This is a genomic window from Evansella sp. AB-P1 (assembly GCF_029688925.1).
In the GTDB taxonomy this organism is placed as follows: domain Bacteria; phylum Bacillota; class Bacilli; order Bacillales; family Salisediminibacteriaceae; genus Evansella.
The window spans coordinates 37,938-60,824 of sequence record NZ_JARUKY010000026.1 but is presented as its reverse complement, the minus strand read 5'-3'; the positions used below and the strand labels follow the sequence as shown (position 1 = coordinate 60,824).

Here is a 22,887-nt window from a genome sequence, read left to right as displayed (position 1 = left end):
GAAGTAGGCAATAATGGAATACCTACTTCTAATATTTTCCATTAGCATTATATGTCAGTTTAAAGAATATCAACAAATTCTTTAAAGTAATCATCAAAAGGATTATAGTGGTGAACAGAATGCCATTCTTAGGTACACTCTTCATTATTTAGTGGTAAATGTTTGTCAGAAATGATACAGAATAGGTATTTTTTAATAGTTGTAATTGAAAACACAGCACCCAAGATAGTAAAATAGGTTTCTTGACTATCTTAGGTGTTGTGCGAACTTGATGCTTGGGTTTTGGATAGATAAAATTGGCAAAAGGATACCGTCCCTTTTAACTCAAAGCGTTATAGTTACTAAATATTTGTTATTATCAAGATGATCCCTAGAAGGATAAGTATAACATTCTGATTCGATTCATCAGTTATGAGAATTAAAATACCAGTGTATATAAGAGCAGAAATTACATCCGCATCTAGTAAGAACGATATGATAATGGTCAAAATAATCAACGTGCTAGTTGTTACTAACTGTCTCGACTGTATTTTATTCTCGTCTTTCATTTTCTCACCTCTTTCACTTTACTTTATGATGACAAAGCGAAAGAGGGTACCAAATAAATGGGACACGGGGACATGATCTGTCCCAAATGTAATTATTTCATCTTCAACTAACGCATGCTTCGTTAAAAAAACCACTCCTTATTCATGATTCGACCCTACCCATCTATAAAAGAGTGGGACACTAGGACCAATAAGGGAAACAGCAACATGGGTTGATATAATAAGGGGAGAAACTTCCCATATTTTTGAAATGGCACCGAAAATAGTGAAAATAGATGGAAAAATTCCCACTATTTACTTAATAAACAGGATAATTTAATTTCTGTGTATGCTTAAAGGGAAAACCTCCCCTTATTTACCCTAATCAAGCTAAATTCTGCAATTTAAAGGAAAAATCTCCACTTATTTTTAGTATCTTTTGTCGGTCAAATAAGAAGAAAACTTCGTATGCTGCAAAAACAATTTTCACATTTCTCCCTGTTTAAGTACGCTTTTCACAATCACAATCCTTACTATTTAGTTATACCGCGAGATTTTCCAGTAACCTTCCAAAATAAGCAGAATATGAACGTAACAAAATAAGCTAATTGGATGTATATTTAATATTTTTTTAAAATAAAAAACGAGACAAGCTCACTATGTGAAAAGGTCTCGTTTTTGCTGTATAATTTTTAGTTTCCTCCCTCTAAACAGAACTACTTAAATTAATGCCATCGTCTCTTAAAAATAGTTAATCTATAAACGGTATCTTTTTGTACAATACAGCAGATTTCTTAGTGTTTCTTCTAGAATTTAGAACAATGGAATTTACTCTATTCGTTCGGATAAAGATTCTGATAGGTTTCTACCGTATGTTTAATTAAATCCTTTAGAACATTTGTATTGATATCAGCTAGTTTATTTACATATATACAAGCCTTACTTTTCGTGTGTTTACCGAGGTTTTCTAATAATTTATCTCTTTCTTCACTTTCATAGGTTAGTTAAAGACTAATTTTAGCCTTTCTTGGTGAAAAAGCCACTAAAGGAGCATCCCCTTCACGTCCTGATGCATACTTATAGTGATACCAAATCCTATAATACTAGGCCCCCACATTTTTGCCTCGAAACCCGTTACCTCTCTAAAAATTTTTAATAACTGATAAGCATTTGCCTTCTTCTCACTTTCCACCGTTTCAATAAATTCAATTACACTATTGTCCGTTTCTTTTATCTTCGGTTCAGACATATATACACTCTCCTTCTCTGAGTAAAACCATGGTTACATTCTTGTCATCAATTTTATTGGGATCTCATCCTCGTGTTTCATGTCATCCTTCAGTCAGGTCGGTGTGCAATAAATACGTACTCTCGTCCTAGACGGTCAGGAGCTTCTCTTACATCTTCAACAGATAATCCTACCTCTTTTAAAGATTGGGTAATTTCCTTAAGATTCCTAAAACGTAACTTAGAATCAGACATGATCGTTGCGCCATCATTTTCGAATGTATAAGTCCATCGAAAAGACACCAAGGAGTCTCGAACATCATAAACATCAACCCACCCCGTGACAATACCGCACTTTGGTATGTCAACCCGCTTGTATGTGTTAGTCTTGTTCCAATTAAGCCATGCTTGTGCCTCTGGTTTTCTTGTTTCAAATGCCAATATTCCACCTGGACGCAATACCCTTTTAATTGCAAGAAGTGTATCATTCCACTCCTCATCGGTAAGAAAAACTTGAGCAACATTAGCAGTCATCGTTACAAGATCAACCTTCAAGGATGGAAGATCAAGTGCAGTGCCGTGAATCCATGTAACACGATCGGACCACTGTTTTGATTTAGCCACTTTTAATGAAGCTTTGGCTGGATCCAGTCCAATAACCTCTATGCCTTTGGCTGCTAAACGACAAGCAAAAGTTCCTGTCCCACATCCAATGTCAAGTACAGAATTTGCTCCGAACTCATTAACTATGGACTCGTAAGCATCTAAATCAGAACGATCAGGGTCAAATGGATCATAGATATAAGCCAGTCTTGGGTTCTCAAATATTTCATCAGCCATTAAAATCCCCCTATTATTCTTATTAAATATTTCTCCTTCCTCAAGTCTTCTTCCCAATATATCAATAGTGGCAAGCAACAGCATTTTAACTTGACTTCCGTTCGTTAAATATCACTTCTTTCTAACAACAAATGTGATAGCATTGGTTTTTAACAATACATCTCTCTCATCACGAACTATTCTATATTCTAATGGTTTTACTAATTGATTAACTATTTCCCAAGCTTCATAAATTTTCCTTAATTTTATCAACATGGCTTCTGTTTTAATGTTTACTTCCATCATCGTATCTAATTTCCCATTTGTACTAATATCAATCTCTTCTACATCTGAATTAACAATGATACAGTTTATTCCTTCATCTTTTGTTCCTAATGCCATTTTTCTAATTACATTTTCAAAAACATCTTCTGACTCAACATGCTCTAATGTTGAAACGGCAACGATTAAATCATATTCATTTTTAGTAATATCATATTGTCCTATATCGGCTTTTATTGTTTCAATTACTTCTTCTACTTCATACTCTTTGCTATAAAATTTTAATTTGTCTAATGCAGAATCCAATAAATCTACACAAACAACTTTTCCTTTTTTATTTTTAATTTCTTGTGCAACTGGGATACTATTTCTCCCCACTCCTGAGCCTAAATCCAGCACTTTAGGACTCGGTTTTCCTATGAGTATTGGTAATAAATCAATTACTGTTTTAACTGGTTTATATAGCCATGAACCTTCCTCAAATAACTTGTAGTTTTCATAACAATAATCATGGTATTTCTTTTCTTCTTTACGAATAAATTCAAGTTTACTCATTAATTATCACCTCTTATGACTTCACTTCTTTTCAATTTTTTGTAAAATTCTGCTTGAACCCTTCCCGTTATTTCAGGTTTAAATCATTCACTGCACCTATTAATATATAACCAAATTTTAACATATAAACCTATCAATGTTTACATTACTTGATGATTCCTGACATCATGAAGTCAACTAAGAAAGACGATCACTTATAATGTAATCGTCCCACCTCGTCGGTTATTCGCTTGTATAATAGTACTACGAAACTATCTGCTGTTAGCAATGTTATTTATATATTATGCTTCGAATCAAAAAATTTTAAGCTCTATCATTTTCGTCTTACTAGTTGACCATTCTTATAATGCTAGAGAAAGGTCCGTTACAGACACACTATTAGGTGGAAATCAACTGGGACAAGGTCCCTGTCCCTAGTGGCCCACCCATGTCCCCCCCACAAGTTTGTGGGAGTGCAGTCGGGCATTGTGGTCATAGACCATTGTACTCACCATGATCTCATCCGCCTTCGTCTCATCTAAGAAGGATTGCAGCTTTGTCTTTACAGTGATAGGACTTCCGATGATCGTGGAACTTAATTGTTTTTCTAGAACTGCCTTTTCATATGGGGTCATGAGTTCATCCAAATTATTTACTGGTGGTTGTAACTGAGATGGAGTATTCCTCATCATATTCAGAAAGCTTTGTTTGATGGAAGTTGCTAAAAATTCTGCTTCCTCATCTGTATCCGCTGCGATGACGTTAACCGCTACCATTGCATAAGGCTCTTTATATTCCTCCGACGGTTGGAAGTTATCGTAATACAATTCCAACGCTGGAATGGTGTTTTCAGGTGAAAAATGACTAGCGAAAGCAAACGGCATCCCGAGCTGTGCCGATAAGCGGGCACTAAACCCACTAGAACCTAGTAGCCAAATAGGGATATTTGCCCCTTCACCAGGGATAGCTTTTACCGCTTCCGACCCTTGGAAATAGCCTTGAAGTAGTTCTAATTGCTCTGGGAAATCATCGCCATTGGTGTAGTTAGCCCCACGTAAGGCATGGGCTGTTCGTTGATCCGTTCCTGGCGCACGCCCTAATCCTAAATCAATTCGACCTGGAAACATCGCTTCGAGAGTTCCGAATTGCTCCGCGATAACCAGTGGCGAATGGTTGGGAAGCATGATTCCACCAGATCCTACACGAATAGTAGACGTATGTGCCGCTACATGACCGATGACGACAGATGTTGCAGAGCTTGCTATACCAGGCATATTATGGTGCTCTGCTAACCAGTATCGTTTAAACCCTAGTTTCTCTGTTAACTGGGCTAAATCTATGGAATGTTGAAAGGATTGTCTTGGCGTCCCCCCTTGTACGATGGATGCAAGATCAAGGACGGAAAAGGATATTTCATTGATGGACTTTGTCGGTCTATTTATTGGCATGGAATCTCCACTTCTTTCTTTTTAATTTACTTCGTTGGATAGGCCTTGGATATGTTTGTGATAGTAGTACCCTTACAAAAAGTTATTACATAACAATTTGTTTTATCATAACAGGAAGAAGAACGGAATTAAAATGAAATGACTTAGTTATAGACGTACGTTCGTACACTTCTTTTTTTTTGAATAGATCATTCATTCATCATGTAGTCTTCCGATGGATACTGTGAATCCTTCCCAATTATCTACCACACTAATAGAATTTCAGTTAGTTGCGAAAAAATCCTTAAATCTGTATCCTTTTTACTAAAGATAAGGATCCATACTATTTTTTTACATAGAAAGGATAAAAAATCATGACAAAATTACCTCCCGGACAATTTGAAACAGAGAAATGGCCTGTTTTGCATCAAGGTGAAGTATATGAGTTTAACGAAGAAACATGGAGATTTAAACTGTTTGGCGAAGTGGCAGAAGAGAAAACATTCAAATATTCCGAAATAATGGATTTACCTAAAACGATTTCTACGGTTGATATGCATTGTGTGACGACCTGGTCCAAATTCGGAACATCCTTTGAAGGGATTGCTTTGCGAGAATTAGTAAACAAAGTAAAGCTTCGTCCGGATGTCCATTATGTGAAAATATTCGGCTACTATAATGGAGATCCCTTTGGTTACTCCGCAAATTTACCGTTGAAGGAATTAATGGGGGATGATGCGTTGTTCGTGTATCGCTATAAGGATGTCAATGAGGAACAATGGTCGGAGATAACTCCAAAGCATGGGTATCCACTTAGGTTTATTCCCCCTGCCTCTTTTTACTTATGGAAGGGATCGAAATGGGCTACTGGCATTCAATTCTTGAAGGAAGATGAAGCGGGATTTTGGGAGGAGTTGGGTTATTCTATGACGGCGAATCCATTTAAAGAAGAACGGTATCGTTGATTTGAATAAGACAAGAAAGGATATATTCCATGAAGCTTAGCATTTTGGACCAATCTCCCATTACTCCTGGAAAAACTGCGCAACAGGCGCTAAAAGAATCCTTGAAACTAGCGCAAGTAGGTGAGTCCCTCGGCTATACGCGCTATTGGATTGCGGAACACCACAGCATGGATGGCCTTGCTTGTCCAGCTCCTGAAGTCATGCTCGGTTATATTGGTGGCCAAACTAACACAATACGTATTGGATCGGGTGCAGTCTTGCTTCCCCATTATAGTCCTTATCGAGTAGCGGAGACATATAATATGTTAGCAACTTTATTCCCTGATCGACTAGATTTAGGTATTGGTCGGGCTCCTGGGGCTTCAGCAGAAGCGACGATAGCTCTTTCAGGGAATTTCTTAGAGAAGGTGCATCATCTACCTGAATCGTTAAAAACGCTTATTAAATTTATCCATCATGATTTTTCCCAGGAAGAAATGTTTTCGAAAATCAAGCCAACACCGGTTCCTGAAACAGCACCAAAACTTTGGGTACTGGGAACAAGTGAGAAAAGTGCAAAGCTTGCTGCTGAAAATGGAACTGCCTATGCGTTTGGGCAATTTATGACAGATAATGATGGAAAGGCAATCATCCAAACTTATCGAAAAAACTTTAAAGGAAGAACACCGAATGAGAAACCAGGAGCCATATTAGCCGTTTCCGTCCTTTGTGCAGAAACAACGAACGTAGCGGAAAAACTGGCATGGCAAAGTTACCTTAGGAAAATTCAGCTTCCTAAAGAAGATAATAAGGTAGCATACGACGAACACCACAAGGATGAATTTGCCGCAATGAAAAAACGCACGGTGATTGGAAATCCTGAAGAGGTAGTAAAATCTCTTCGAAGTATGAAAGAGAACTACGAAGCAGATGAAATCATGATTATAACAATTACCGACAGCTTTGAGTCCCGAATACGTTCGTATGAGTTGATTGCGAAGGAAATATGACAAGGTGCCAGTCCCCCAGTGGGACAAGGTCCCATTGATAATAATAGAAGCACCTGGGACAAGTCCTGTCCCCATGTCCCTATTTGCTCTTTGCCCTCTTTGGCATTAGCTTTTTAATAATAAGATATATGGCTGTTGTAAAGAGGCTGATGATTAGTGGAATGGTAACGACACCTATTCCAGTTTGTTCTGTATAGCCACGTCTCATTTCTCCACCAAACTCCTCATATATGGTGTAATACCCTTTTAAATAAAAAATGCCATTACCTACTCTTTGTTCTAGTTCAAGGTCTAAAATGAGATGTGTGTAGATGACTACGAATAATAAAGCTATCACAAAATGGTATGTATAGATGTATAAGAATTTTTTTAATTTTATCATGTATTCACCTCGTGTAATATATCTAAACCCTTGCGACAGTCTAGACTAGAATTGTTTTAGAATTTTACTCAGGTAAATTTTTTTAGAATGAATCAGGATGGTTTTGCCATCTGAAAAGAAAAGAGCAATAAAATTCATAATCCAAAAAACTGATAATAACAGTACAAGTTCATTATAGATTACAAGAGAACTTACTGCCATCATAGCTCCAATAAAAGTTGGGATAAGTGGTCCCATAGCACTGACAATGATCTCTTGTTTAGGTGAAAGGGATTCCCTAGTAATCCCTACTGAAAATAAGGTGGAACGAACATATCCTAAACTTTTAATTTTGTTGTAGCGGTAAAGTCCGAGTATATGTGAGTATTCGTGCATGGTAACAGACAATATAAAGTTTATAATAATGAATATGTTTATAGGAATGCTTAAGTTTGTAGTGAAATAGATGAGTAGAAAAAATATACCCAGCCAATATATTATGTAGAACCTTCACTCATCCCAAGCATACTAGAGTTTGGCAACTAAACAGGTCATCTCCATGCCCCATCTACCCATTCCATATTTTCAAATTTGATAGAAGACGATTAGCTGAAAAATAGAACATTATCCAACTAAATGATACGAAATAGCCGCCAATAACATCTGTGACATAATGTCGATTAAGCATGATTTGTCCAAGACCAACTAGTAAAATGAGTGTGATAAAAAGAACAGTTATACTCGATTTCAATAATTGATCTTTCATTTCTAACTGGATAACATAAATCATAAATCCAAAGAATAAAAGACTTTTTACAGCATGGCCACTTGGAAAACTATAGGAGATAATATCCCCACCAAACCCCCAGAAATCCACATACGATACTTCCTCTGGTCGTTCCCGTGCAATATTAATTTTCATAAAAAAAGTGCCCACAATTCCAACTCCCATAATTATCATGAAATGAAAGATGTGTGCATATGACTTTCGAATTAGCAAAACTAAAATGGCTATTGAAGAGATTAGGGCGAGAGTTTTTGTATAAGCTAAATAAGTTATCGATTTCATAGTCTTCTCTATAAATGAAGAGTTCCATGAAGTAAACAAAGGTTGTAACTGATTATCCACCGTATACCAGCTACCATTATAAACGGTAAATGTAAAAAGTGCGGACAATAGAATTAAAATGATTGAAAATAGAAAAATATGTATTTCTTTTCGTTTCATAAACCGACCACCTTTCCAAGTAATGTCTGAGATAGCGATCCTGATTTCTATCTCTTAATATTTCATTCAAATGCGGAAATGCGGAAATAATAAGATCTGGATTAAACTCTTCTAACTCGAGGTAAAACTTGAGGCGTTTCAACATATCCGTATTCTTTCAAACTACTAGTCATCGGATATTGTATTCTACGCTATTCCACTTATCTGAATCATCCGTCCAATATCTTCTTTAATCATTCTTAAAAAGCGAAAATCGATAGTCGAGAATCGCCTTTTTGCCTCAAATAGAGTAAAAGGTAATATATCGATAAACCGTCTTCTCTTCATGATTAACCGCAAACACTAAACCATAAAATTAACTTATAATCAATACCCGCATTGCTTTTATCACCCTATACTAACTACGTATAATTAATGGAAAAAGTTTCAAAAAAGTGATGTTTAGTTTGTAAAATATGTCAATGTAATTAAAAATAACACTGTTTTCTAATATAGGGTCAGACCATCCGATTTTTAGTAAAGTTTGCTCTTGAATTCAAAGAGACACGCTGTCCCCCCTGTCCCCTAAGTAAAAACTCCCCCAAACTAAATTAGTTTGAGGGAACATTAAACGCACTTAATATTTAAATGATAACTTTCAAAACTTTTGATATGCTTATTTTTCCTAACAACGATACATTTGCATAACTTAATTTTCTTTTCCCAAGTCCCATTGTTACGTATTTATTTTTACAAACTTCCGCTTCCCAACTTGTACAACTAATCCTTCGGTAATGAGAACTCGTAACCCTATATCTTCAACTTTTTCTCCGTTCAATTTTACTCCTTTATTCTCGATCATTCTGCGTGCTTCACTTTTCGAGCTTAATAACTTGAGATCTACTAGAAAATCTAGAATTGGCACTTCTAGATTGCCTTTCCATTCAACAACTGGCATCTCATCAGGGATTACTCCTTTTTGAAAAACTGAAATAAATTGCTGCTCAGCTTTTTCTGCTGCTTCTGTACCGTGGTACATCCTTACGATTGTTTTCCCTAATAACATTTTTGCATCTCTAGGATGTAGCTTTCCTAAATCTATATCTGTTTTTACTTTTTCTACTTGTTCAGGAGTAAAGTCTGTAATTAACTCGAAGTATTTATTCATTAATTCATCCGGAATCGACATCGCTTTCCCGTACATTTCTTGTGGACTTTCATCAATGCCAATGTAGTTTTTCTTTGATTTAGACATTTTTTCAACGCCATCAAGCCCCTCCAACAACGGCATCAGCATCGCTACTTGCTTTTCTTTTCCAAACTTCTCTTGAAAATGTCTCCCCATCAAAATGTTAAAGTGTTGATCGGTCCCACCTAGCTCAATGTCACAATCTAAAACTACCGAATCGTAACCTTGCATTAATGGGTAGAAAAATTCATGAAGGGAAATAGGCTTCCCAAGAGCGATTCTTTCTTCAAAATCGTCCCTTTCCATTAACCTTGCTACTGTAATTTTTCCCGCTAATTGAATGACATCTTCAAAGTTTAATTGTGATAGCCATTTTGAATTGTAATGAAGTTCGATCTTTTCCATATTCATCACTTTTCCAAATTGCTCGAAGTAAGTTTTTGCGTTACGCTTTACTTCTTCATTTGTTAAAGGTTTTCTAGCTACCGATTTGCCTGTTGGGTCACCAATCTTACCTGTGAAATCTCCAATAAGCAATTGAATGATATGTCCGTTCTCTTGAAACTGCCTCATTTTCTTTAAAACAACAGTATGCCCAAGATGTACATCAGGAGCAGATGGGTCTAATCCCAATTTAATTTTAAGTGGTCTGTTTTCCAAAATAGATTTTGCAACCTTTAACTCTAATTCCTCCGTAGGGATAATTTCTTGCACACCTTGTGTGTATATTGTCATTTGCCTTTTGACTTCTGCTAATTGTTCTTCATTCAGTTGTTCCAACACGTTTTTCATCTTCATAACCTCCAAATAATAAATAAAACCATATTCTTTTCTAAAGGGACGTGATTTTCACGCGGTTCCACCCTTTTTGAAGAATATGGTCTTCCACTTTACGTTAACGGTGCGTCCGTCCTTGTAACAATATATACATACAAGGAAGCTCTAGGAACGTAATTCAGATTACCTTTATATCGATTCACAGCAACCATCGACTCTCTGGAACAGGGAGGTAATTCCTACTGATTTTCCTATCATCGCTTTTCAACTATTTATTTTACTAACTAAAATTGATTTTCTTTTATTACTCGCCTTAATGATTCTGAAACGTCCTTTTGTTCATTAACCGATAAGCTAGAGACAATCTCCACTTCTCCTTTATGAAATTGCGGATATAGCTCTTCCATTACCTTTTTTCCTTTATCCGTCAATGTTACATAAGTAATCCTTCTGTCCCTTGTATCTGTTCTTCTAAACACAAGTTCTTTCTTTTCTAATGTTTTTGTAATATTACTGATTGTAGCTTTCGAAACAGCAGTTAACTCTGCCAGCTTCTTCGTTTCCACTGATTTCCAAATCCATAAATCATATAAAATGGAAAAGGAAGTCCAGGAAAGCCCATGTTTTGATAAAACTTCTCGTTCCATTTTGTTTCTCAATCCTTGAGCCACTCGATAGATGTTAGTAACAACAGAAACAGCATCTAAATTAAGGGAATCCAAGGGCATTTTTGACAATCGATTAATCGTATCTTTCTCTTCTTGGAGCAGTTCTCCATCTTCATTAAAGGAATATACACTGATCACCGCCTCTTTAAACAATTTTCATAATCGTTAGCTATGAAACGATATTACCAAAAAAAATCAGTAGATGCAACAAGGATATTATTACTAAAGTCACTTTTCTTCTATCGCACACTTAAAAATAAAGTTATTTGTTGAAAAGCCAACTGGGACAAGGTCCTGTCCCAGCCACGAGTTAGTGGAAGTATAGTCTGACGTTGTGGTCATATACTATTGTACTCACTATTCTGCTCTAAAAATTTATAAACGCTTCTAGTGAGTTTCTCTACTATCGTGTTATAAATTTATACAATTTTATTTAAGGTTCTCTATTGCTGCTCGTTCAATTGCAAGTCCCTTAGAATAACGCTTCATAAATTTCATAAAGCCTTCTACATCTTTAGGATCAGGAGATATAGTCATACTAGCTTTTTCTGCAAATACTTTTTGATTTAAAAACTCTTCTAAACTTTCATTATGGGCTTTGTTAACCATATATGATGCAAGCAGGGCGATACCCCATGCTCCGCCTTCTTCTGCAGTTTCCATAACAGAAACAGGAACATTGAGAGCAGCGGCCATAATGTTCTGCCCTACACCTTTCGTCTTAAACAAACCACCGTGACCAAGGATTTCATCCAGCTTCACTTTTTCTTCTTCGAAAAGAATATCCATACCCATTTTCAGTGCTCCTAGTGCTGTAAACAAATGTACACGCATGAAATTAGGCAAGTTAAAGTTACTATTTGATGAACGAACAAACAATGGACGACCTTCTTCAAAGTGGGTAATGTGTTCACCTGAAAGATAGCCGTAAGCCAATAAACCACCGCAATCTGCATCTCCTTGAAGAGCCAAGTTATATAGAGATCCGTACAATTTATTGATGTCAACTTCCATACCCATTGCTTTTGAAAATTCATCAAACAAACCTACCCATGCATTCAGATCGGAAGAACAGTTGTTGGAATGTGCCATGGCTACTAGATTACCAGTAGGCGTAGTAACAAGGTCAATCTCGGAATATACTTTGGACAGTTCCTTTTCCAGAACAACCATTGCAAATACAGAAGTTCCAGCAGAAACATTACCAGTACGTTTTGCTACGCTATTGGTTGCGACCATACCAGTTCCCGCATCACCTTCTGGGGGACAAAGTGGAATACCAGCCTCTAACTCTCCGGTAACATCCAAAAGCTTCGCACCTTCATTTGTAAGTACACCGGCGTTTTCACCCGCAACTAAAACCTTAGGAAGAATATCTTCAAGCTTCCATGGTAGATTGTTAGGGGCAATTAGGTCATTGAATTGATCAAACATTTTTTGATTATAGGTCTTCGTATTCAAGTCAATTGGAAATACACCGGATGCTTCACCAACTCCCAGAACCTTCTGGCCTGTTAGTTTCCAATGGATAAACCCTGCAAGCGTTGTCTGGAAACTAATGTAAGAAATATGTTTCTCTTGATTCAAAATAGCTTGATATAGATGAGCAATACTCCATCTTTGCGGAATGTGATAGTTAAACCGTTCAGTCAGTTCTTTTGAAGCTTGTTCGGTAATATTGTTACGCCAGGTACGAAAAGGTACCAGCAGATCTCCATCTTTGTCGAAAGTCATATAACCATGCATCATCGCACTAATACCGATTGCCCCTACCTTTTGTAAGGTAACTCCATATTGCTGCTTCACATCGTTAGCCATCTTTTGATAGCTATCTTGTATACCCTTCCAAATGTCCTCTTCACTATAGGTCCAAATATTTTCCACATAGCTATTTTCCCAGTCATGGCTGCCAGATGCGATCGGCACATGATCTTCTCCAATGAGAACGGTTTTAATTCGGGTTGAACCAAGTTCAATTCCAAGTACTGTTTTGCCAGTTTCAATAGCATTTTTCACATCAAAGCTCATGTCAATTACCTCCACATAATGATAAATATTAGGGCTATTATATTTAATAGCCCTATCATCTTTGTTGTTATTTAAAATATCTTTATTTTTTTCATTATCGGTAAAGTACTTCATTCCAACGTAATTCATTATGGAAAGCATTGTTATCAGTGTCATCATTAATTACAACGATTTCGATTCCAGCTAATTCGGCAAAGTCCCTCAGTTGTTCAGTCGTTACATTGTAGGAGAAGCCAGTATGATGGGCCCCCCCTGCTTGGATCCAATTCTCAACAGCTTGGCATATAGTTGGCTGAGCTTTCCATAATACCCGTGCAACCGGAAGTTTTGGCATCTCTTTTTCCGGCTGTACAGCATCCACTTCATTTACAAGAAGACGGAAACGATGCCCAAGATCAACAATGGTTGCATTCAGTGCGGAACCACTCCTTCCATCAAATACAATTCGCGCTGGATCTTCTTTACCGCCGATTCCAAGGGGGTGAACTTCGATTTTCGGACGAGTAGCAGAGATAGTTGGACATACTTCAAGCATGTGCGCACCTAAAACCATTTCATTGCCAGGCTCAAAATGGTATGTATAATCTTCCATGAAGGATGTTCCTTTATTGGCGGCAATAATTTTCATTAATCGTACAAGTGCAGCTGTTTTCCAGTCCCCTTCGGCAGCAAAACCATAACCTTGTTCCATTAAACGCTGTACTGCTAAACCGGGAAGCTGACGTATTCCATGTAAATCCTCAAATGTAGTAGTAAATGCCGTGTAGCCCCCTTCCGTTAAGAACGCTTTCATACCAAGTTCCATTCTCGCTTGGTAACAGATAGATTCACGGACTTGTCCATCAATTAGTCCCTCATGAGTAATGTCATATTGCTGTTCATATTCAGTCATTAACTGATCAATTTCTTCTTTTGTGACATCATCCATACGTTGAACGAGATCTCCTACTCCGTATCCATTCACAGTCCAACCAAACTTGATTTGCGCTTCTACCTTATCTCCCTCTGTTACAGCTACTTGGCGCATGTTATCACCAAATCTAGCAATCTTAAGATTTTGGCTTTCATTAAATGCAACCGCTGTTCTCATCCAGCTGCCAATACGTTCTCTCACCTCTGGGCTTTCCCAATGCCCCACTACCACTTTACGCTTAATATTCATACGTGCCGCGATGAATCCATGTTCACGATCACCGTGCGCCGCTTGATTCAAGTTCATGAAATCCATATCGATTGAATCCCATGGGATATCACGGTTAAACTGTGTAGCTAAATGAAGATATGGCTTTTGCAATGAAGCAAGGCCAGCAATCCACATTTTTGATGGTGAGAACGTGTGCATCCATGTTATGATTCCCGCACAATTTTCATCCGCATTTCCTTCAAGAACTAGTTTTCGGATTGAATCGGAATCCTTTACTACTGATTTAAAAACGATTTTATATGGTACTCGAGTATCATCACCTAAGCCATTTACAATGCTTTTAGAATTTTCTTCCACTTGACGAAGTACATCTTCTCCGTATAATAATTGACTTCCTGTTACAAACCAGAATTCATATATCTTTGTCGTTGACAAGGATAATCCCCCTTAAGTATGAAATATAGTAGTTAAATAAGAAATGAAACATTATATAAACCAGAAAACCATACATACAAGTTAATTCAATTCAAATACGAATTACTTTCCTTCATGCATTGCTACTTTTGTCCATAGTAGGCATTCGCACCATGCTTACGAAGGTAATGCTTATCTAATAAAAATGGATCAATAGGTCTAGTATTCGAATTCAACTGGAGGGTATGAAAAGCCATTTTGGCCACTTCCTCTAAAACCACCGCATTATGAACAGCTTGATTTGCGTTTTTCCCCCAGGAAAATGGTGCATGTCCCGCTACTAGAACACCAGGCATGGCAATTGGATCAATCCCTTCACTTTCAAAAGTTTCAATAATGACATGACCAGTTTCAAATTCGTACTCTCGTTCAATTTCCTCTTCGTATAGTTTACGGGTACAAGGGATTTCTCCATAAAAGTAATCAGCATGAGTAGTTCCAAGCACTGGAATTGGAAGTCCAGCTTGAGCCCAGCTGGTAGCCCATGAAGAGTGGGTATGAACAATTCCACCTATTTCCGGAAATTTTCGGTAAAGTGCAAGATGTGTTGGTGTATCTGAAGATGGTCTTAATGTCCCTTCAACGACTCTCCCTTGTAAATCTACTACTACTAAATGGTCAATTTCTAAGTCTTCATACGGTACACCACTCGGTTTAATGACGATAAGCCCTTGTTCATGGTCAATCCCGCTTACATTTCCCCATGTAAATGTTACTAAACCATGCTTAGGAAGTTGTAAATTTGCTTCCAAAACCTCATTTTTTAATTGATCTAGCATACAGTCTCCTCCTTTCCCTTTCCTATCATTTTCTATACATAACCATCTAACATTCGTACGTACAAGTTATAATTATTTTATACTTATACGTATAAGTTAATTTAATCATAGCATCTATTATTTTTTTTTCAATTAGGCTGTGTTATATTTTCGTGTTGAATTCCACTTCATGGTGTTCCAATTCCGCCTAAGAGCAACCCACATCCTGTGGGTAACGGCTAAATGTCATCGTAGTGGCTCCTAAAGGAAACGCTTCAATCAGCCATAATAATAAAATCTACTATTTCCTTTAACAGAGACTTTCAATTAATAAATTTATTTTTCTTAATTCTAATAAAATTATCTTAAATAGTAGTTCAACTAAAGATACATGGATTTAAGAGAAGCAAGAAATAAATGGAGATATTTCATCTTTTTTTTGTTAACATATTACTTATGAATTATCATGTCGTACGTACATTTTTAACAATAGCAATACAAGCAACAATTGAAAGCGGTGAATGCAGTGGCACAGCCAGCAAAATATATTTTAATTAAAGAAAAGATAAAAGATTGGATCACAAGTGGGGATATTAAACCTGGTGAAAAGATATATTCAGAAAATGAACTAATGAAAATGTTTGCCGTTAGCAGACACACGATTCGCCAAGCTATTGGAGGATTGGTTCATGAAGGGTGGTTATACAAAGAACAAGGATCTGGCACATTCTGTTCTCACAAATTATCTGAAGATACACCTCAAACTTTACAACCATTAAGGTCTATGAAGGAAAAAAATATCGGTGTTATTACAACATATATCTCTGACTACATTTTCCCCTCTATTATTAGGGGAATTGAATCCTATTTAACAGCGGAAGGATACACCTTAACCCTTGCTTGTACAAACAATGATGTTGAAAAAGAACGGCATTGCTTACAAACGATGTTAAACAGAGACATTGATGGCCTTATCGTCGAACCAACAAAAAGCAGCAATTACAATCCAAACATTCCATATTATCTGGAATTGGAACAAAAAAACATTCCATACTTAATGGTTAATCAATTTTATTCACAAATAATACCTCCACACATCATAGTAAATGATGAAAACGGTGGATATCTAGCTACTGAACATATCATTAAATTGGGACACGAGAAAATCATCGGTTTGTTTAAAACAGATGACCTCCAAGGAATCAATAGGATGAGAGGCTTTATTCGTGCCTTTAGAGAGTCTGGATTGACGTTTTTTCCAGAGATGGTCATTACCTATACAACAGAAGAAAGATATGACAAGTTATTAAAGCGATTAGAAAAATATTTGAATACTGACCAAAGGCAAACTGCAATTGTTTGTTACAATGACGAACTTGCCATACAAGTATTAAATTTACTAAGGAATCGTGGTTTACGTGTTCCAGAGGATGTTTCTATTGTTGGTAATGATGACTCTTTTTTAGCAGAAGCTACCGAGGTTAAGCTTACTACAATCACCCATCCAAAAATGCAAATGGGTATTGATGCTGCAAAATGGATGGTTTCTGCTGTTGAAATGAAAGGTGATCGTCCTCCATCCATAGTGTATGAACCAAAAATAATCATCAGAAATTCTACTACATCATTTGAAAAGATACAAAGCTAATCTGCAAAACGTAAAAAGGCAACGCCCAATAGGGTTAGTTGCCTTCTTTTAAAATGAGTTTCGACACGACACTCAACCTGGCTTGAGTAGTGGTCGCAGAAAAAAATGTAAAGTAGTGTTTCCCAATTAAAGCTTAATCAAAATAGTAGCATATCTTTTTTTAATAAGTAACCAGTCACCGTTAAGTATTAAAAGTAGGATAATAAATGTGTAATAATCAATTATTTTCTTTAACAAATTCATCTTTAGTTAATCCAAATAAAATTTCATCTATATAACGCCCGTCACTATAAACCATTTGTCTACGAACTCCTTCTTCTAAACAGCCGAGTTTCTTTAACATTGTTGCTGAGGCAATATTAGGTTTAAAAAGTCATTGTTTGTAATTACTATAACGAAAAGTTACCAGTCCCCCAGTACATTAAAGCTTTAGAATGCTGGAGGTCTGGCACATAACCAAAAAGAAATGCTCTTATTACTTAAAGTCTCTTGCTGCACAATATACCGGATACTTTATAGTGACTTTTATACAAAAATAAAGGGATTCTAAAGTCAACTGGGACATGGTCCTGTCCCTATGTCCCATTTCCTTACTCCCACTTGGATAATCAATTGAATCGGCAATTTCGACTAACATTTCAGCAGTGACTTTTTTTGAAATTCTTTTAGGAATACTAAGCATGTATTGCCAATTATCTCTTTCAAAGACAAGGGCTTCAAAAGATTCAGAAACGTTAATAAAGTTTGCTTCATTTCCGTTTTTTAACTTAAATCGTTTAACAATCCGCTTATCTTTAATTGGTATTTTATGCTCAATAGGTCGAACAAAGATAGAATAGTGATTTTCTGGTGAATTATCATTGATAAACTCCAATTCAAGAGAATCGTTTATTTCACCTTCAGCATCTGAAAACCTTCCGAAATGATGTGTAAAATGTAAAGGTGGGAGCCTGAACGGTAGATTTAAATCTTGTTTGAAATGATTTTCAAATTCTTTAACAGCTTCTTCAACCGTTTTATAACCAATTTCAGGATATATTTCTTCAAAAGGTCGAGACTCACCGATTGTATTGGCAGAAACTGTTACATTGTTTCCCACACAAATAAGCGTACTAAAAATAAGCATCATAAGAAAAATATTCTTCGTCAATTTACAACACCTCAAATTGTATTTAGGTATTACCTTTACCTGCGAATTAACAAATATACATTTTTCCTATACCAGTACGTTACAGCATTGGAAATAACATCATCCACTACCACTTCCCTGTTGGTTATTTATCTACTACCATTCGTCCAATGCGTTTAAATTGTGTATTACTTCTTCATCTTTATTTAATGCCTGTATTTCATAATCCGTTCCTGGATGTTCATCGTAGAAAACATACCAAATCCGCATATCATTATCAGTAGCGACTATTTTTGCGTCCTTTTGTTCAGGCTCTACTATCTGCACATGCTTAATATTAGAATTAGTTATAACTCCTCCTTGATAATAGAAAGAGTTTGGAACTGTGTTAGATGAATGTCGTGATATACCAATTTCAGTGTTAACATCTGCATTTGCAGCTCTATCGACATACCTTTCACCTTGCTTTTTTTGAACAAAATTCATGTGCATCCCGTGTTCTGATAGGTAAAAAATTAGATATCCACCGTTATATTATTCTGTATATATGATTTCCAGAATAAAATCATTTTCAATATGTTCATCTTTTAAAAATTTAATAGCTTCGTTCTCTGTAAAACTATTATCTAAACAAGCAGACAATATTGATAAGAAGAAAATCAATAAGAAGATGGTCATACGTTTTTTCATATCATTCCCCTTTCAAAAGATTAATTTCTTAGCTTCTTTAAACAGATCTTTTCGTAAAATGAAAAACCTCATAAATCCTTGCATTTTCTATTTTCATGTTAACATAAATTTACCAATTACCAATTAATTCGTATTAAATTCTTCCATAAAGAAAAGCACGGGTATTTTCACCAGTGCTTTGAATTGATTTTTCTCTTTCGCAACTGGACCACTTTGGAAATGGCTGCCCAGTACCTGGTACTTTAAAGCTTTACTCAACTAGGGGTCAGGCTCTTCGATTTTAGTCTGGAAAAAGGTGCCAGTCCCCCAGGACATTAAAGCTTTAGCATGCTAGGGGTCTGGCACCTTAACTCTTTAACTCTTTTAAACAACCGATCGTTGCCAACCAGCTTCAATTAAGTATTACAAACACAACGATGATCTCCAGTGGGATCAATGTCAATATGGAAAATGAAGCTGCAGTAAATCGCGATGGTAGTGTGCTTGATTACTGCAGATTAAAGGATATAACAATCCAGCCTTGGTCACCTTTCCAGTATGGTTTTTTTGAAGGCGTATTTCTCGGTAACGAAAAATTCCCGGAATTAAACAAAAAAATTGATGAGGTTGCTGCAAAATATGACGTATCAAATACAACGATTGCTATTGCGTGGCTGCTGCGCCACCCTGCGAACATGCAGCCTGTAATTGGAACCATGAATGAAGGCCGATTATTAGAATGTATAAAAGCAAGCGTTGTTCACCTAACCCGTGAAGAATGGTATAGCATCTATCGTTCCACAGGAAACATACTCCCTTAATTTGTAGTAAAGGGACAGGGCTTTAAGTAAGCTACCTCGTCCCTTCGCTTCCCCTTAGTGATCAAGCACGTTCCACTAACGTATAGCTTCCATCATGACTATGCAGTCAGACCCCCGCTACAAAGAAACTATTCAACAGAAAATATATCCACAATTTACGCGATAGAAGAAGACTAAGACTAGTACTTTAGTCTTTCCTTATTCAAGAAATGCCCGATTTACTTAAAGTCTCCTGCTGCACAGTATATCGTTGAAGCCAACTGGGATAAGGTCCCCCATGTCCCACAAAGGAAGAAACTACTATTGTTTTTAACTAGTCTTTATAATACTATTTTAATAATGTAAGCGGTATGATGTTCTTGGATTGATATTACATAAAAAAAGGGGTGTCGGAATGTCGAAAAAAGCATTATTCTTTTTTGCTTTATTTCTAGTAATTTCTATTAGTTTAGTAGGGTGTAGTAACGAAACAACGTCACCAGAAGACAATGACTCAGCTGATGAGGTAGAGTCAGAGAGTAAGGAAAACAATAACGAAAATGAAGTAGAAGAACAAGACGAATCAAAAGAAGACGAGAAGTCTGAAGAATCAGACAAAACAGATGAAACAGAAGAAACTAGTGAAGTGGAAGAAAATGTAGAAGATAATACAGTCCAAGATAATGTCGCTTATGTAAGTGTAGACAGGTTGAACATTAGAGCAGACAGAGATGCCCAAGGTACCTCACTTGGGATCATCACGAAAGGAAAACAAGTAAAAGTTCTGGAAGAAGTAAAAGATGGAGAAGACGACTGGTTAAATATTCAAGTTGTGAATGCAGATAATACGATTGAAGGTTGGGTTTTAACACAATATACAGTGAAGGATTCTAGAGAGCTTTTATCAAATCCAAATCTTTTTGAAGATGAAGAAATGAATGAATTCTTTACATCTCCAACCCTTTTTGAAAATAATACAGTCGTATCCTATTACGGACACCCTAATTCGAGATTAATGGGAATTGTAGGACGACACTCTGTTCAAGAACTCATTCCTATCTTAAAAAATACATCTGAAAAATACGATTCTGTAAATGGTGATAAAGGGGTCATCCCAGCAATTTACCTTATTTATGGAACCGTTCAGCCAGGTGGAGAAATTGGTGTATTAAATTACGACCAAATGATATCCTACATTGAGGAAGCCTATAAGAATGGTGTCTTAGTCTATCTTGACCATCAAATGGGAAAATATCATCCTATTGATGCCCTTAATGAAATCTTGCCATTTCTGAGATATCCCAATGTTCATCTAGCTCTTGACCCTGAATGGCGCACGAATAATCCAATGAACGAGATTGGACATTTAACCGGTGAAGAAATAAATCAAATTCAAGAAACAATGCGTGAATATATGATTTCCAATGACATTCCAGGGATACGACAATTTGTTTTCCATCAGTTTATTGAAAAAATGGTTCATAATATTGAAGAGGTATCCGTTGACTACGATCCCGTGTTACTGGTGCATAATACGTCAGGGTGGGGTCCTCCTTCTGGAAAAATAGCGACACATGCGACAAATTCAAAGGCAACGAACATACCATACAAAGGCTTTAAATTATGGTATTACTATTCTGATATATCGGGGGTCCACTATGATAATCCGCTAATGACTCCAGAGGAAGTTATGGAACTCAATCCGAAACCGGGGCTTATTATTTATCAATAACATGCACGAAATGAAAACATTGAACTTCTTCTTGATATCCTGTATAAAGGATACTACTATATTGATTCCTAGAGAATAAAGGGCTGCAAAAGTCTTTCACTTATAAGATATGAACGAAAGAACATCCGTCCTATTACTCCGTTGTACAAGGATACGATTCAATAGAAATGACATACCATAATTTACGCGATAGAGGAAGACTAAAGTCTAGTACTTTAGTCTTCCCTTATTCAAGAAATCGCCAATTAAATTAAAGCCTATTGCTTCGCCATGTACTTTACCACCGAATGACAAGGATTTTACCACACATAGCCAAGACATTTATCAATGAAATAAAAAGCACTCCTCTGAGTTTTTCCTTTTTTCACCACACATGTAGACCCGTTAATCACAAGGATGGTGGTTTTTAATTAAAATTTCAAATCGATTGTTAGGTTAGTCAAGTTTAATTTAAAACCTCAATCAATTAGACATTACGAGTATATATCTTATGATGCTTACAAATGCTTATACATTTCTTTTATGTGCTATAAATAAAAATCGGTGTTCAACGCTTTCGATGTAACCATATGTTTCTATTTGTTCTTGCAACATTAACAACTTATCAAAGCATTTTTCTACGGTGAAGCCTGGAAATTCCCATTCAATTATTTTTGCAAAATAAACGAGTGCCCCAATATCAAAATAATATTTTTTTGGGAAACATTCATGACCATCTAAAACTTTAAAATTTGATTTGTTTAAATCGTTCAAAAGTGTATTCAAGTTGAAACCCTCTTCAACAATTTCTAACTCATTTTCTAATAAAAACTGTGATAATTCTTTGTTATTTTGGTCACCAACTTGCTGAGTAATAAAGGTCCCACCTGGTTTTAAAATTCGGTATACCTCATCAGTATATATTGATTCATGTCGATTAATGATTAAATCAAAAGAATTATCCTCATATGGTAATTGATATTTATTAAATACTCGACGCACATCAATTCCATATTTAGGTAAAACCTTCTTGCATATTTCATAATTTGGAGGGTATCCTTCCGTTGCAAAAGTTTTTCCTTTAGGTGGATTTAAAGATAATAGAAATTCTCCACCGCCTGTCCCCATGTCGAGAATTTCAATATCGCTGTTCATATACGATAATACAATATCTTTATAGTTCCATGGTAATTCTCCTCCAGATGTTCTGTCTGCAATATAAGAAAAATCCCACCCCTTAAATGTCTTCCTTTCTTCAGATATCCAGTAATGTTTTAACTTTTTTGTATCCATATTGAACCCCATTTCACATTTGTTTTTTTATAAATGTTTTAGGGTGCAGTTGGCTGATAATAAGTTTTATAAGCTCGGTACAATCTATTATCAGATTATTATCAACTGCACCGAGCAGTTATCTCGTTTCACTATCATAAGAGTATCCTCCTCATAATATATTTAAGCTCTTGAACGAAAACCAGTATATAAAAAGTTAATACTAATCATTAAACAATATTGTGTTAATAATGACTATTGTTAACACTTTTATTAGGATAT

At 36.2% G+C, this 22,887-nt stretch carries 19 protein-coding genes, 2 pseudogenes and 1 other annotated feature; of the genes and pseudogenes, 5 read left to right on the top strand and 16 right to left on the bottom strand.

The genetic code is table 11. From position 1 onward, the window contains the following. Positions 1–341 precede the first annotated feature (341 nt). The 5 genes and pseudogenes from QA612_RS20390 to QA612_RS20370 all read right to left on the bottom strand — a co-directional run bounded on the left by QA612_RS20390 (position 342) and on the right by QA612_RS20370 (position 4,837). The gene (locus tag QA612_RS20390) at positions 342–548 is read right to left on the bottom strand and encodes a hypothetical protein (protein ID WP_278285674.1); all 207 of its coding nucleotides are present in this window, start codon (positions 546–548) and stop codon (positions 342–344) included. 812 nt (positions 549–1,360) lie between these two features. Next, positions 1,361–1,776: pseudogene (locus QA612_RS20385) on the bottom strand (DUF1801 domain-containing protein). A gap of 89 nt (positions 1,777–1,865) precedes the next feature. Next, a complete protein-coding gene (locus tag QA612_RS20380) occupies positions 1,866–2,594 on the bottom strand; it encodes a class I SAM-dependent methyltransferase (RefSeq protein ID WP_278285673.1) in 729 nt (242 codons plus the stop codon). A gap of 111 nt (positions 2,595–2,705) precedes the next feature. Further along, entirely contained in the window at positions 2,706–3,410 is a 705-nt protein-coding gene (locus QA612_RS20375) for a class I SAM-dependent methyltransferase (RefSeq protein ID WP_278285672.1), read from the bottom strand. Between the two features lie 413 nt (positions 3,411–3,823). Then, complete coding sequence (locus QA612_RS20370; protein WP_278285671.1) at positions 3,824–4,837, bottom strand: LLM class flavin-dependent oxidoreductase; 1,014 nt, start codon at positions 4,835–4,837, stop codon at positions 3,824–3,826. 353 nt (positions 4,838–5,190) lie between these two features. Between QA612_RS20370 and QA612_RS20365 the strand changes: the two genes are divergently transcribed. After that, entirely contained in the window at positions 5,191–5,781 is a 591-nt protein-coding gene (locus tag QA612_RS20365) for a molybdopterin-dependent oxidoreductase (RefSeq protein WP_278285670.1), read from the top strand. 29 nt (positions 5,782–5,810) lie between these two features. Then, positions 5,811–6,770, top strand: a complete 960-nt coding sequence (locus tag QA612_RS20360) for an LLM class flavin-dependent oxidoreductase (RefSeq protein WP_278285669.1) — start codon at positions 5,811–5,813, stop codon at positions 6,768–6,770. Positions 6,771–6,849: 79 nt separating this feature from the next. On the opposite strand, the gene QA612_RS20355 is transcribed toward QA612_RS20360, so the two are convergent. The 7 genes from QA612_RS20355 to araD form a co-directional block, all read right to left on the bottom strand. Next, positions 6,850–7,152: a hypothetical protein gene (locus QA612_RS20355; RefSeq protein ID WP_278285668.1), complete on the bottom strand. Its 303-nt coding sequence runs from the start codon at positions 7,150–7,152 to the stop codon at positions 6,850–6,852. Positions 7,153–7,699: 547 nt separating this feature from the next. Continuing rightward, positions 7,700–8,359 carry a phosphatase PAP2 family protein gene (locus QA612_RS20350; protein WP_278285667.1) on the bottom strand — a complete coding sequence of 220 codons (660 nt, stop codon included), beginning with the start codon at positions 8,357–8,359 and terminating at the stop codon, positions 7,700–7,702. A 715-nt stretch (positions 8,360–9,074) separates the two neighbouring features. Beyond that, on the bottom strand, positions 9,075–10,319 hold the full coding sequence (tyrS, locus tag QA612_RS20345; protein ID WP_278285666.1) for a tyrosine--tRNA ligase: 1,245 nt from the start codon (positions 10,317–10,319) through the stop codon (positions 9,075–9,077). Positions 10,320–10,360: 41 nt separating this feature from the next. Then, positions 10,361–10,571 (bottom strand) — a binding site (T-box leader). 17 nt (positions 10,572–10,588) lie between these two features. Next, positions 10,589–11,032 carry a MarR family transcriptional regulator gene (locus QA612_RS20340; RefSeq protein ID WP_278285677.1) on the bottom strand — a complete coding sequence of 148 codons (444 nt, stop codon included), beginning with the start codon at positions 11,030–11,032 and terminating at the stop codon, positions 10,589–10,591. A 369-nt stretch (positions 11,033–11,401) separates the two neighbouring features. Continuing rightward, positions 11,402–13,000, bottom strand: a complete 1,599-nt coding sequence (locus tag QA612_RS20335) for a xylulokinase (RefSeq protein ID WP_278285676.1) — start codon at positions 12,998–13,000, stop codon at positions 11,402–11,404. Positions 13,001–13,094: 94 nt separating this feature from the next. Further along, positions 13,095–14,579 carry an L-arabinose isomerase gene (gene araA, locus QA612_RS20330; RefSeq protein WP_278285665.1) on the bottom strand — a complete coding sequence of 495 codons (1,485 nt, stop codon included), beginning with the start codon at positions 14,577–14,579 and terminating at the stop codon, positions 13,095–13,097. Positions 14,580–14,701: 122 nt separating this feature from the next. Further along, positions 14,702–15,397: an L-ribulose-5-phosphate 4-epimerase gene (araD, locus tag QA612_RS20325; RefSeq protein WP_278285664.1), complete on the bottom strand. Its 696-nt coding sequence runs from the start codon at positions 15,395–15,397 to the stop codon at positions 14,702–14,704. Positions 15,398–15,902: 505 nt separating this feature from the next. On the opposite strand from araD, the gene QA612_RS20320 reads away from it, so the two are divergent. Beyond that, the gene (locus QA612_RS20320) at positions 15,903–17,024 is read left to right on the top strand and encodes a GntR family transcriptional regulator (protein ID WP_278285663.1); all 1,122 of its coding nucleotides are present in this window, start codon (positions 15,903–15,905) and stop codon (positions 17,022–17,024) included. Positions 17,025–17,499: 475 nt separating this feature from the next. Here the strand turns inward: QA612_RS20320 and QA612_RS20315 are convergent, their stop codons facing one another. The 3 genes from QA612_RS20315 to QA612_RS20305 form a co-directional block, all read right to left on the bottom strand. Next, complete coding sequence (locus QA612_RS20315) at positions 17,500–18,174, bottom strand: hypothetical protein (RefSeq protein ID WP_278285662.1); 675 nt, start codon at positions 18,172–18,174, stop codon at positions 17,500–17,502. 135 nt (positions 18,175–18,309) lie between these two features. Continuing rightward, positions 18,310–18,639 (bottom strand): hypothetical protein, encoded by a 330-nt coding sequence (locus tag QA612_RS20310; protein ID WP_278285661.1) that lies wholly within the window; start codon positions 18,637–18,639, stop codon positions 18,310–18,312. Positions 18,640–18,687: 48 nt separating this feature from the next. Next, entirely contained in the window at positions 18,688–18,843 is a 156-nt protein-coding gene (locus QA612_RS20305) for a hypothetical protein (RefSeq protein WP_278285660.1), read from the bottom strand. A gap of 365 nt (positions 18,844–19,208) precedes the next feature. Between QA612_RS20305 and QA612_RS20300 the strand changes: the two are divergent. Both QA612_RS20300 and QA612_RS20295 read left to right on the top strand, forming a co-directional pair. Beyond that, positions 19,209–19,643: pseudogene (locus QA612_RS20300) on the top strand (aldo/keto reductase); the annotation flags it as partial. Between the two features lie 394 nt (positions 19,644–20,037). Further along, positions 20,038–21,354, top strand: coding sequence for an SH3 domain-containing protein (locus QA612_RS20295; RefSeq protein ID WP_278285659.1), 1,317 nt, complete (start codon positions 20,038–20,040; stop codon positions 21,352–21,354). 507 nt (positions 21,355–21,861) lie between these two features. Here the strand turns inward: QA612_RS20295 and QA612_RS20290 are convergent. Then, a complete protein-coding gene (locus QA612_RS20290; RefSeq protein ID WP_278285658.1) occupies positions 21,862–22,626 on the bottom strand; it encodes a class I SAM-dependent methyltransferase in 765 nt (254 codons plus the stop codon). Positions 22,627–22,887: the final 261 nt, after the last annotated feature.